An 11535-nucleotide genomic window follows, 5' to 3' on the forward strand; every position below is an offset into this window, starting at 1 on the left:
GCCGGGCGCGACTGTGCGCCCGATCAGACAGCGGGTCAAAACCCGCGCCGTCGGGCGCACAGCACGAACCTCACGCCTTGTACTTGCGGGCGATGGCTTCCGTCTGGCGGGCGAGCAGGCCGGTGTCGATGCCAACCGCCGTATAGACGCAGCCCGCCGCCATGTAGCGGCGCGCCAAAGTCTCGTCGGGGGTCAGGATGCCCGCGCGGTTGCCCGCCGCGACGATGCGCTTGATCGTCTTCTCGATCAGCGCCACCACGTCGTCATGGCCCTGATTGCCCAGATGCCCCATGTCGGCGGAGAGATCGCCGGGGCCGATGAACAGGCCGTCGATGCCCGGAACCGCCGCGATGGCTTCCAGATTGTCCAGCCCCTGCATGGTCTCGATCTGCACCAGAATGCAGATCTCCTCATGGGCGCGGGCGTGATAGTTGGCGACCCGGCCGTAGCGCGAGGCGCGCGACGCGCCCGCGAAGCCGCGGATGCCGTTGGGCGGGAAGCGGGTGGCGGCCACCGCCGCTTCCGCCTGCTCCACCGTCTCCACCATGGGGATGAGGAAGGTCTGCGTGCCGATGTCGAGGCAGCGCTTCAGCACGATGGGGTCGTTCTCCGGCACGCGCACCACCGGATGGGTGGTGTTCTCCATCATGGCCTGCAACTGCGCCATGAGGCTGGCCGGTTCGTTGGGGGCGTGCTCGGCGTCGATGAGCAGCCAGTCAAAACCGGAGCCGGCGAGGATCTCGGTGGCGGTGGTGCTGACCATGCTGTTCCAGAAGCCGATCTGCTGCTGGCCGGCATAGATGGCGCGCTTGAAGGGATTTTGCGGAAGGTCCACGGTACAAGTCCTTCTGAATGAGAGTGTTTATTCGGCGAGCGCCCGCTTGCGGGTGCGCAGGATGGCCGGTGAGAGCATGGCCGCCAGCAGCAGCACCACCACGCCGAGAAGCACGGCGCTGATGGGGCGGGTGATGAAGACGGACGGGTCGCCATCGGAGAGCTGCATGGCGCGGCGGAAGTTCTCTTCCAGCTGCGGGCCGAGCACGAGGCCGAGCAGCAGCGGGGCGGGTTCGACGCCCACCTTGATGAAGAAGTAGCCCACCAGCGCGCAGCCCAGCATGAGCCACACGTTGAACACGCTGTTGGAGATGCCGTAGGTGCCGATGCAGCAGAACAGCACGATGGCCGGGAACAGCAGCCGGTAGGGGATCTTCAGCATGGAGACCCACACCCCCACCAGCGGCAGGTTGATGATCAGCAGCATCAGATTGCCGGTCCACATGCTGGCGATGACGCCCCACACCAAAGCGGGCTGTTCGGTCATCACCTGCGGGCCGGGCTGGATGCCCTGCATCATCAGCGCGCCGATCATCAGCGCCATCAGCGCATTGGCCGGAATGCCAAGGGTCAGCAGCGGGATGAAGCTGGTCTGCGCGCCGGCATTGTTGGCCGCCTCGGGAGCGGCGACGCCCTCGATGGCGCCCTTGCCGAAGCGGGAGGGATCCTTCGCCAGCTTCTTCTCCAGCGCGTAGGCGGTGAACGGCGGCAGCGCCGCGCCGCCGCCGGGCAGCACGCCCAGCGCCGAGCCGATGAAGGTGCCGCGCACCATGGCCGGGAAGGCGGCCTTCAGATCCCGCAGCGAGGGGATCAGGTCACGCAGCTTCTGGCTGACCACCTGCCGCACTTCCGGGCGTTCCAGATTGGCGATGATCTCGGCGAGGCCGAACAGGCCCATGGCGACGGGCACGAAGTCCAGCCCGTCCGCCAGCTCCGGCACGCCGAAGGTCATGCGCGCGGCGCCCGAATTCACGTCGATGCCCACCACGCCGATGAGCAGGCCGAGGAACACCATGGCCAGCGACTTGGACACCGAGCCATGGGCCAGGATGACGGCGGCGAACAGGCCGAGCACCATCAGGCTGAAGTACTCGACGGCCGTGAACTTCAGCGCCAGCGACGCCAGAGGCAGGCTGAGCAGGACGATGATGATGGTGGCCACCGTGCCGGCGAAGAAGGAGGAGATGGCGGCGATGGCCAGCGCCGGGCCGGCGCGGCCCTGTTTGGCCATCTCGTGCCCGTCGAGACAGGTGACGACGGAGGAGGTCTCCCCCGGCACGTTGACGAGGATGGCGGTGGTGGAGCCGCCATATTGCGCGCCGTAGAAGATGCCGGCGAGCATGATGAGGGAGGAGGCCGGCGCCAGCCCGAAGGTGAAGGGCAGCAGCAGGGCGACGGTGGGGATCGGCCCGATGCCCGGCAGCACGCCGATGGCGGTGCCGATCACCACGCCGATCAGGCAGTACATGAGGTTGTTGAGCTGCAGGGCCGTCTGGAGGCCGAGCAGGAGGTTGTCGAACAGTTCCATGACGCGCCTACCAGGGCCAGATGGGAACGGGCAGGGAGAGCGCCTTGACGAACAGCAGCACGGACCCGGCGGCGATGGCGACGCCGAACGGCACCAGCTGCGCGAAACGCGTCTCGCGGCTGGCGATGCCGGCAATCAGGATGCAGGCGAGGGAGGCGAGGGCGAGGCCCCCGTTCTCCACCAGCAGCGCGAAGGCGCCGACCGAGGCGCAGACCCCGAGGATCGGGCGGGCCTGAACCCGCTCGATCCCGAGAGCCGTTCCGCGCACCACGCCGCGCCCGGCGAAGAACAGGCCGAAGCCCATGATCACGAGGGCGATGGCACGGGGCATGTAGCCCGGCCCCATGTCCGCCGCCGTGCCGCCGGCCAGCCGCCAGGTGGCGGCGAACGTGCCGGCGGAGACGGCGATGAGGAAGAGGCCGAACAGCAGGTCCGGCCAGTCGAAGCGGCGGGTCACGGTGCGCAGCCGCTCAGTTGATCTTGATGTCGGCCGAGCGCACCACGTCGCCCAGGCTCTTGATGTTGGAGGACAGCCACGCCTTCATGTCCGCCGGCGAGCCGGGGCGCACGGTGCCGCCCTGTTCGGCCAGCTTCTCCTGGATCTCCGGCAGCGCCAGGATCTTGTTCAGCTCGGCATTCAGCTTGGCCACCAGTTCCGGCGAGGTCTTGCCGGTGGTCAGCAGGCCCTGATAGGTGCCCACATCGCTGAGCGGCAGCTTGGCTTCCTTGAAGGTGGGGGCATCGGGCAGCGAGGGCAGGCGCTTGTCGCCGGTCACGGCGAGGCCGACCAGCTGCTTGGAGGTCACGAACGGCAGGGTGGCGGTGGTGCCGTTGATGATGACGTTGCTTTCGCCGCCGACCACGGCGCGCGAGGCAGCCGAGCCGCCCTTGTAGGGCACGGTTTTCCACTCGATGCCGAGATCACGGGCCAGCGCCACGGCGGTGATGTGGTTGAGGCCGCCGATGCCGGAATTGGCGGCGGCGAGCTTGCCGGGATTGGCCTTGGCATAGGCCACCAGCTCCGGCACCGTCTTGGCCGGCACCGAGGGGTGCACTGCCAGCACATAGGGGCCGAACATCACCATGCCCACGGGGGCGAGGTCGCTCTCCACATTGAAGGAGAGGTCGGGGAACAGGCTCGGGGCCAGCGCCAGCGAGCCCACGTCCAGCAGCAGCAAGGTGTGGCCGTCGGGCTTGGCCTTGGCGACCGCATCGGCGCCGATGTTGCCGGCCGCGCCCGGCTTGTTCTCCACCACTACGGGCTGGCCGATGGCCTCGGAGAGCTTGGGCGAGATCAGGCGGGCGAGGATGTCGGACGTGCCGCCGGGCGCATAGGGCACCACGATGCGCACGGGGCGCTCGAAGGTCTGCGCGATGGCGGGCGCGAGGGGGCCGGAAAGGGCAGTGACGCCGCAAAAGGCAATAGCGGCGGCCGCCGCCTTGAGAAGACGAAGGCTCATTGTGCGTTCCTCCAGAACCGTGATGCGTCTGCGCGGAAAAATGGCGTGCGCCGGACGCTTCAAGCTGATGGTTTTTCGTGCGGACGGTCTTGGCGCCGTCCGATGGCGTGCGCAGGTCAATACGCGCCGATGATGAGCCTAGCGCAGGGTCGATGCGGCAATGTGTTGTTCTGCGCATCGATCGATGCCATTTTTGGATTGATGTTCGAACTAAGTCATCTGCGTTGTTTCGTAGCGGTAGCCGAGGAATTGCACTTCGGCCGCGCCGCCGTGCGCCTCAATCTCAGCCAGCCGCCGCTCAGCCGGCAGGTGCAGTTGCTGGAGCATGCGCTGGGGGTGCGCCTGCTGGAGCGCACCAGCCGCGTGGTGCGCCTGACGCGGGCGGGCGAGACCTTCCTGCCGGAGGCGCGCCGCCTGCTGCGGCTGGCGGAAGGGGCGGCGCTGGCGGCCCGGCGCACGGCCAGCGGCGAGGCCGGCTCGGTGACGCTGGGGTTCACGGCGGCCTCCGGCTACGACTTCCTGCCGCGCTTCATCCAGACGTTCCGGGCGCAGGCGCCGGGGGTGGATCTGGTGCTGAAGGAAATGGTGTCGGCTGATCAGTTCGAGTCGCTGGCGGCCGGACGGATCGAGATCGGGCTGGTGCGGCCGTGGTTCAACCGGCGGGAGTTCTCATCCCAGCTGGTGGCGCGCGAGCCCCTGCTTCTGGCCGCGCCCGAGGGGCATCCCCTCGCGCAGGCGGCCGAGGTGGCGCTGGCCGATCTGGACCAGCAGCCCATGGTGACATACTCGCCCTATGAGGCGCGCTATTTCTACGACCTCGTGGCGGCGCTGTGCGCCAGCGCCGGGGCCACGCCGCATTATGTGCAGCATGTGAGCCAGATCCATTCCATCCTCGGCCTCGTGAAGGCGGGGCTGGGCGTGGCGCTGGTGCCGCGCGCGGCGGGCAACCTGCGCTTCGACGGCGTGCTGCTGCGCCCCATCGCGCTCGACGCCAGGAGCGGCGAGGCGCCGAACCTCGTGGAGCTGCATGCGGTGTGGCAGCCCACCAATACCAATCCGGCGCTGGCCACCTTGCGGGGCCTGTTACCGCGGGTGGGTTAGAATGGATCGACATTCAGGTCAGGTCGTCGATGCAGCAAAAGAACCGTCATCCCCGGGCTTGACCCGGGGATCCACGTGGTACCGCTTGGCGGGCGATGGACCTTCTCGCGAATGGCGAGGGCAGACCTCAATTTAGCACCGTTCACCATCGGCTCGACGTGGATGCCCGGGTCAAGCCCGGGCATGACGATCTACTGCTTGAGTGCCGCTGAGCGCTGAATGTCGATCCGTCCTAAAGGGGCGTGCCGCGTTGGGCGGGAGCGGCCCCCGCAGCTCACGGACGCAGGAGGATCTTGCCGTCGCGATCGGGGCGGGCGTTGTGGCGCAGCGCGTCGCGGAAGGCGGCGAGCGGGTAATCCGCCTCCACGCGCGAGGCGCAAAGCCCGCTGCGGATGTCGGCGAATGTTTCGGACATGGCGGCACGGAGATCGGCGGGGGATGCGGCCTGCACCCAATCCCGCAGCCGGAACAGTTTTACGCTCGCCCGCGCGTGCCCCGGCAGCGCCGGCGGGAGCGGCTGGCCCGACAGTAGGCCGTAGTGCAGCAGGAGGCCGCCGGGCCGGATGGCGGCGGACAGGCGGGCGCCCGCAAGGCCGCCCACGGCATCGAGGCCTGCGGCCAGGGGCGGCAACGGCGCGCCCTCTTCGATGACCTCGGCGGGTTCGCCGCGCAGGGACAGGCGGGCCTGTGTTGAGCGGACGATCGCGATGGGAGATGCACCTGCCGCGTCCAGCAGGCGGATCAGCATGCGCCCGATGCCTGAGGCTGCGGCGGTGATGCCGATCCGGTCTCCGGGGACGGGCGACAGGGCCTGCACCATCAGGCGCGCCGTCAGCGGGTTGATGTAGGCCAGGGCCGCCTGTTCGTCGGTGATGTCATCAGGCACGTCCACGCAGGACGCGGCCGGCAGCACCTTCCATGTCGCCCAGTTGCCGGCCGACCCCAGCGGCAGCACGCGGCGACCGCGCAGGGCCGGATCAACGCCGGGCCCGGTCTCGTCCACGACACCGACGCCATCATAGCCCGGCACGAACGGCAGGGGCGTGCGATGCCGGTACGCGCCGGTGACGGGGATGAGATCGGAGGGGTTGATCGTGCTCGCCCGCATGCGCACCAGCACGTCTCCCTGGCCGGGAGCGGGCCTGGGGGCGGGCGCGTACATCAGAGCGTCTTCAGGAGAGCCGAACGCGTGGGCGACCACTTGGAACATACCCGCACCATAGCAGACGTCGCGCCGGCGGGCCGGCGGGGAGGGGCCTAACCCGCCGCGCCGCCGAGGCGCTGCTCGATGCGGGTCAGCAGGCCGCCCAGCGTGGCGATGTCCTGATCGCTGAGGTCCGCCAGCAGGTCCGCCTCAAGGCTGCGGCGGGCCGCATGCATCTGCGCCAGCAGGCCGTGGCCGTTGGGGGTGAGATGGATGTGCCGGATGCGCCGGTCATCGAGATCGGTTTCCCGCCGCACCAGATCCCGGGTCTCCAGCATGTCGATCAGCCGGACCAGCGTGGAGGCGTCGAGCCCCACGCGCGCCGCCAGCTCCTTCTGGGTGATGCCGTCGCCATGCTCGGCCAGATGGATGAGTGGCGCCCAGGTGGCGTCCGTCAGCCCGAGGGCCGAGAAGCTGGCATCGAGCCGCCGCCGCCAGGCCCGCGCGGCCAGCGCGAGGCGGATGCCCATGCGGTCGCGCGCCGTTTCGGCCGGCGACTTCTCAGTTGGCGTCTTCTGGGCCGGTGCCGTGACGGCACGGGCCTTGTGTGGACGTTGCGCCATGATCCCTCCTGAGGGATTGTTTGGAGTTCAAATTATTTACAATCCAAACTAACGGTGGTACGGGGCGCTCCTGCGACGTTCTGGCGCAGGTGGGGCTACGCGCATCGCTGTGGCGACGTCCGGCTTTGATTGCTGTGCAGTCAAAGTCCCAAGACGTCTCCCTCAAGGCTTTCGAGGCGGATCTGCGGTTCGGAGTGATCCGAACCGATCCGGCTGTCCTTGACGCGTGTCCCATGCCTGCGGCCGGAGCCAGCGGCAGTGTGCCTTCGGTTTCTGAGACCTCCTGAAAATGGGCGGCTTCCTTCAGGCGCATTTTGACGACGAGAACGCAACGAGGCGCCAGTTGAGTGAAGCGAAGATGAAACTGCCGGTTTCGCGGCGGCGGCTGCTGATCGGCAGCGCAGCAATGGCCGTGGGCTATGTGGCCCTGTCCACCTCCCCGGCCTTCCCGGCGGCCCCTGCCGCCGCGGCATCGGGCGAAGCGCTGAATGCGAAATTCATGCGCCTGTCCAACCTGCTCATCAACCATCGCCTGAGCCCGGCGGTGGGCGCGCGCATCGCCGAGGGCGCCGCCGCCGACCACAAGGACATGGCGGCGATGATGGACCAGATCATCGCCATTGCCGAGCAGAAGCAGGCCCGCGTGGTGGAAGACTTCTTCGAGGACATTCCGGCAGGCCCCGCGAAGGAGTTCGCGCACTGGGTGATCTTCGCCTGGTACAGCGGCGTGTCCTCGCCCAAGCCGGATGCGAAGGTCTTCACCTTCGAGGAAGCGCTCACCTTCCAGACCACCAGCGACGTGGTGACTATCCCCTCCTACGGGCTCTCCGGCCCGAACCTGTGGAGCCAGGCCACCGTTCCGCTGAGCCAGATGCCGCGCTTCTGAGCGCGCCCGCTTTCGAGAGAAATCCGTCCCATGGTCACGAAGAATAATGCCGAGGTCGTCGTCATCGGCACCGGCGTCGTCGGCGTCCTCATCGCCGAACAACTGCTGGATGCCGGCATCTCGGTCCTCATGCTCGAAGCCGGCCCGCGCGTCTCGCGCGCCGAGATCGTCGAGAACTTCCGCAACGCCCCGCTGGGCCTGAAGGGCGACACCTCGGTGTCCTACCCGCCCGCGCCCTGGGCGCCGCATCCCACCGGCCCCACCGGCGGCGCGCACGATTATCTCCAGCTCTCCGGCCCGGACAGCTACGCCCAGACCTATATCCGCTATGCGGGCGGCTCCACCTGGCACTGGGCCGGCACGTCCTGGCGCCTGACGCCGGAGGACATGCGCCTCAAGTCGCTCTATGGCGTCGGCCGCGACTGGGCGTTCGATTACGACACGCTCGATCCCTTCTACACCCGCGCCGAATACAAGCTCGGCATCTGCGGCCCGTCGAACCCCGAGCAGCAGTGGCCGCGCCGCGCGCGCCTGAAGCCCTATCCCATGCCGCCGCTGCCCTTCTCGCCCGGCGAGACGCGCTTCACGCAGATCGTGAAGGAGCTTGGCTACAACAACATTCCGGTCTCGCAGGCCCGCAACAGCGGCATGCCCTATGACGACCGCCCGGCCTGCTGCGCCAACAACAATTGCGTGCCGGTCTGCCCCGTGGGCGCCAAGTATGACGCCGCCACCGCCCTCGGCCGCCTTGAGGCCAAGGGCGCGAAGATCCTCGCCGACGCCGTGGTCTACAAGGTGGAGACCAACGGGCAGAACCGGATCGAGGCGGTGCACTATCTCGATCCGAACAAGCAGAGCCACCGCGTGGCCGGCAAGCTGTTCGTGATCGCCGCCAACGGCCTCGAGACGCCCAAGCTGCTGCTCATGTCCAAGGACGACCGCAACCCCAACGGCATCGCCAACCGCTCCGATCAGGTCGGGCGGAACATGATGGACCATCCGCAGCTGACCCTCACCGTCACTACCAAGGAGCCGTTCTGGTCGGGTGTTGGTCCGGTGGTCAACAGCGGCATCATGGAGACCTCGCAGGGCGCGTTCCGCTCCGAGCATGCGGGCGCCTACTTCCGCTACAACAACTTCGCCCGCAACCGCTTCGTCACCTTCGCGGCGCTGAAGAAGGGCCTCGTGGGCAAGGCGCTGGACGAGGAGATCCGTCGCATGACCGCCTGCACGGCGGACATCGTGGCGGCGCACGAGATCCTGCCCCATCCCGACAACCGCCTGACGCTCTCCGACAAGACCGACTGGCTGGGCCTGCCCAAGCCCTCCATCCACTATGACGTGGGCGATTACGTGCGCAGATCGGCCGAGGTCTATTCGCTGCCCATCGGCAAGAAGATCGCCGCCGCCATGGGCGCGACCGACGTGAAGATCTCGCCGAAGTTCGCCCAGTCCAAGCACATCATGGGCGGCACCATCATGGGCGCCGACGCCATGAACTCGGTGGTGGACACCGACTGCCGCTCGCACGACCACGACAATCTGTTCCTGCCCGGCGGCGGCGCCATGGCGAGCACCGCCTGCGGCAACAGCACCATCACCATGGCCGCGCTGGCGCTCCGCTCCGCCGACGCCATCGTCAGCCAGATGAAGGGCGCGCACTGATGAGCCTGATCAACAAGCTCCGCGCCGCCCTCGCTGCGGCGGCGATGGTCACGGTGGCCGTGCCCGCCGTTGCGCAGCAGTTCCCCGACAGCGTGGTCGAGCGTGGCCGCTATCTGGCGACCGCCTCCGACTGCACGGCCTGCCACACCAACACCGGCGGCAAGCCCATGGCCGGCGGCCATGTGATCTCCTCGCCCGTGGGCGGCATCGTCGCTACCAACATCACGCCCTCCAAGAGCTTCGGCATCGGCACCTATACCGAGACGCAGTTCGCGGATGCCGTGCGCAAGGGCGTGCTACCGGATGGCACGCACCTCTTCCCGGCCATGCCCTATACGGCCTATGCCGTGATGACGGACGAGGACATCCACGCCCTCTACGCCTATTTCATGCAGGCGGTGACGCCGGTGGATGAGGCGCTGACGGCGAAGACCGATCTGCCGTTCCCGCTCAACATCCGCCTGTCCATGTTCGGCTGGAACCTGCTGTTCGCGAACGCCAAGCCGTTCGTGGCCGATCCGGCGCGCTCGGCGGAATGGAACCGGGGCCGCTATCTGGTGGAGGGCGCCGCCCATTGCGGCACCTGCCACACGCCGCGCGGCATCTTCATGCAGGAGAAGACCGACCAGCCGCTGGCCGGCGCGCAGGTGGGGCCGTGGTTCGCGCCCAACATCACCAAGGACAAGACGGCGGGCATCGGCAGCTGGTCGCATGATGAGCTGGTCACTTACCTGAAGACCGGTCGCCTCGTCGGCAAGGCGCAGGCGGCGGGCAGCATGGGCGAGGCCATCACCCATTCCTTCACCCACATGACCGACGCCGATCTCTCGGCCATGGCCACCTATGTGCTGGACCTGCCGGCGAGCCCCGCCGGCGCGGTGGCGGGCGGCACGCGCTTCGATCAGGGCAAGGCGGGCAACGAGCTGGCCGGCTTCCGTGGCGAGGGCTTCGCCAAGGGCATGAAGGGCCCGAAGGAAGGCGCGCAGATCTATTCCGCCAACTGCGCCTCCTGCCATGGCTACAATGCGCAGGGCACGACGGACGCCTATTATCCGAGCCTGTTCAGCAACTCGGCCACCGGCGGCCCGAATGCGGCCAACCTCGTCGCCACCATCCTGTTCGGCGTGGATCGCGAAACCGGGCACGGCCATGTGTTCATGCCGCCGTTCGGCGGGCAGCCCAATGCTGTCACCTCGCTCACCAATGCGGAAGTGGCGTCGCTCTCCAACTACGTGCTGAAGACCTACGGCAACAGCACGCTGACGGTGACGCCCGCGGAGGTGCAGACCATCCGCATCGGCGGGCCGCAGTCCGACCTGCTGCTGATGGCCCGCGTGGGCATGGGCGCGGGCGCCGCCGTGGCGCTGATCGCGGCGCTGGTGCTGCTGGTCTACGGGCTCCGCCGCCGCCGTCCCGCCGCTCCGGCGCCCACCGGCGTCTGAGGCAGCGCGCCTCCCGCAGGGGCCCGCGTTCCTGAAAAGACGAAACCCCGCCGTCCGGCCGGACGGCGGGGTTTTCTTATGGCCGAGACCAGCCGGCCCCATGTCAGCCGCCGAAGTGGCAGGCCTCACGCCAAGGGACGGCTTTCCGTGGCATCGAGATACTCATCAACATCCGACCTGAAAGCCATGATGTTGGGCCAGCTGACGACTTCCCCGGTCACATCGCTCGAAATGCTGAGATCCTTGTTCCGCGTGTATCTGATGCCGCGATACTCCTCGACCCCGTCGGTGGGCCGCGCTTCCACGGGCACAGGCGCCGCAAGGACAGGTACAGGCTCCTGAGGTTTCGCCTTAGGCAGGGCTTCGCGGGAATTTTCCGCTTCTGCTGTCACCGCCTTGGCAATCTGCGCTGCCCCGTAGAGAACGGACGCGCTGATGAGGGCCGACATATAAAGGAGTATCGCCAATATCTCGTGCGCGACCGATCGGCTGAGATAAGCGACCACTACCGCGCATGCCGTCAGCAATAAACTGACCCAAAGCGATACAATGTTATCGGATGCGGCCGATAAGATGATCGGAAATATGCCGAGTACGATGGTGGCGATAAATACCGCATGAACGCCAGTCTGCGGAAAAAGCCCAAGATCCAGCATTCGCCTAGCCCCCCTAAAACGCAATGCATTGCGAGCGTGAGGCGATAGCCCAAGCCGCTTCGCGACCAAGCTATCAAACTCGTCTTTTGTGAAAAAGATTTCACCCCGCCGGGGCAGATGCTTTCCCTCAGCGCGGCTTGACGCCGAGCGATCATGAGGGCTGGCGGAGCCAGCTACATGCGCCGCCATGGCGAGG

Annotated in this window: 11 protein-coding genes; 4 read left to right on the plus strand and 7 right to left on the minus strand. The window is 67.6% G+C overall.

The features are described 5' to 3' along the window. Positions 1 to 70 precede the first annotated feature (70 nt). Genes IEW24_RS21470 through IEW24_RS21485 form a run of 4 tightly spaced genes read right to left on the minus strand, consistent with a single transcriptional unit; the run spans position 71 to position 3822 of the window. Entirely contained in the window at positions 71 to 835 is a 765-nt protein-coding gene (locus tag IEW24_RS21470; RefSeq protein WP_188582494.1) for an HpcH/HpaI aldolase family protein, read from the minus strand. 27 nt (positions 836 to 862) lie between these two features. After that, positions 863 to 2362, minus strand: a complete 1500-nt coding sequence (locus tag IEW24_RS21475; RefSeq protein ID WP_188582496.1) for a tripartite tricarboxylate transporter permease — start codon at positions 2360 to 2362, stop codon at positions 863 to 865. Positions 2363 to 2369: 7 nt separating this feature from the next. Next, a complete protein-coding gene (locus IEW24_RS21480) occupies positions 2370 to 2819 on the minus strand; it encodes a tripartite tricarboxylate transporter TctB family protein (RefSeq protein WP_244644584.1) in 450 nt (149 codons plus the stop codon). Positions 2820 to 2832: 13 nt separating this feature from the next. Then, complete coding sequence (locus IEW24_RS21485) at positions 2833 to 3822, minus strand: Bug family tripartite tricarboxylate transporter substrate binding protein (RefSeq protein WP_188582498.1); 990 nt, start codon at positions 3820 to 3822, stop codon at positions 2833 to 2835. 201 nt (positions 3823 to 4023) lie between these two features. Here IEW24_RS21485 and IEW24_RS21490 point away from each other — a divergent pair, with 201 nt between their 5' ends. Beyond that, complete coding sequence (locus tag IEW24_RS21490) at positions 4024 to 4923, plus strand: LysR family transcriptional regulator (protein WP_188582500.1); 900 nt, start codon at positions 4024 to 4026, stop codon at positions 4921 to 4923. A gap of 274 nt (positions 4924 to 5197) precedes the next feature. Here the strand turns inward: IEW24_RS21490 and IEW24_RS21495 are convergent, their stop codons facing one another. Both IEW24_RS21495 and IEW24_RS21500 read right to left on the minus strand, forming a co-directional pair. Beyond that, complete coding sequence (locus IEW24_RS21495) at positions 5198 to 6085, minus strand: zinc-dependent alcohol dehydrogenase family protein (RefSeq protein WP_244644585.1); 888 nt, start codon at positions 6083 to 6085, stop codon at positions 5198 to 5200. Positions 6086 to 6180: 95 nt separating this feature from the next. Then, the gene (locus IEW24_RS21500; RefSeq protein ID WP_244644586.1) at positions 6181 to 6690 is read right to left on the minus strand and encodes a MarR family winged helix-turn-helix transcriptional regulator; all 510 of its coding nucleotides are present in this window, start codon (positions 6688 to 6690) and stop codon (positions 6181 to 6183) included. 358 nt (positions 6691 to 7048) lie between these two features. On the opposite strand from IEW24_RS21500, the gene IEW24_RS21505 reads away from it, so the two are divergent. From IEW24_RS21505 to IEW24_RS21515, 3 genes are read left to right on the plus strand one after another with little or no spacing between them, the layout of a single operon-like run. Next, entirely contained in the window at positions 7049 to 7576 is a 528-nt protein-coding gene (locus IEW24_RS21505) for a sugar dehydrogenase complex small subunit (RefSeq protein WP_188582503.1), read from the plus strand. A 30-nt stretch (positions 7577 to 7606) separates the two neighbouring features. Further along, complete coding sequence (locus IEW24_RS21510; RefSeq protein ID WP_188582505.1) at positions 7607 to 9241, plus strand: GMC family oxidoreductase; 1635 nt, start codon at positions 7607 to 7609, stop codon at positions 9239 to 9241. After that, positions 9241 to 10683 carry a cytochrome c gene (locus IEW24_RS21515; protein ID WP_188582506.1) on the plus strand — a complete coding sequence of 481 codons (1443 nt, stop codon included), beginning with the start codon at positions 9241 to 9243 and terminating at the stop codon, positions 10681 to 10683. The genes IEW24_RS21510 and IEW24_RS21515 overlap by 1 nt, the downstream gene beginning before the upstream one ends. A 125-nt stretch (positions 10684 to 10808) precedes the next feature. Here the strand turns inward: IEW24_RS21515 and IEW24_RS21520 are convergent, their stop codons facing one another. Beyond that, positions 10809 to 11339, minus strand: a complete 531-nt coding sequence (locus IEW24_RS21520) for a hypothetical protein (RefSeq protein WP_188582508.1) — start codon at positions 11337 to 11339, stop codon at positions 10809 to 10811. Between the last annotated feature and the right edge of the window lie 196 nt (positions 11340 to 11535).

This window comes from Azorhizobium oxalatiphilum, assembly GCF_014635325.1.
Lineage (GTDB): Bacteria > Pseudomonadota > Alphaproteobacteria > Rhizobiales > Xanthobacteraceae > Azorhizobium > Azorhizobium oxalatiphilum.